Source organism: Pseudonocardia sp. SID8383, from assembly GCF_009864975.1.
In the GTDB taxonomy this organism is placed as follows: Bacteria; Actinomycetota; Actinomycetes; order Mycobacteriales; family Pseudonocardiaceae; genus Pseudonocardia; species Pseudonocardia alni.
In genome coordinates this window covers 1-394 of the sequence record NZ_WWFY01000236.1, presented here as the reverse complement: position 1 = coordinate 394, position 394 = coordinate 1, and the positions used below count along the sequence as shown (strand labels likewise).

The following is a 394-nucleotide window of genomic DNA, read 5'->3' as shown; positions in this document are numbered from 1 at the left end:
CGGGCCGAGCCCGCCGCGTCGACGGCGGGTCCCGGTGCCCCGGGTGCCTCCGGTGCTTCCGGGGTGGAGGACACCGTGCAGACGCGACCGCGCGCCGGGGCCCACCGCACCGCGACCCCGACGTCGCTGCCGACCTCACCCCGCACCGGCACCCCGGCCACGTCCACGACCCCGGTTCAGGGTCCGGTGAACGGCGCGAAGGGCAGGAACGGTGCGCGCGGCGCGGTCTCGGCCACGACGCCCGTCGGACCGTCGGCGGTCACAAGGACGGCGCCCGTCACGGGCTCGTCGGCCCTGCCCACCCGGTCCACACCGCCGGGCGCGCCGGCACCGTCCCGCCCGTCCCCGGCCACCTCGGCGATTCCGCCGGTGCCGCCGGCGGCGTCCGTGCCCA

At 79.9% G+C, this 394-nt stretch carries 1 protein-coding gene; it reads right to left on the bottom strand.

Annotated features, from left to right (window positions below):
• Positions 1-176: 176 nt before the first annotated feature.
• The coding region (locus GTW08_RS31520; protein ID WP_237453570.1) for a hypothetical protein at positions 177-394 on the bottom strand (218 nt) is incomplete at its 5' end.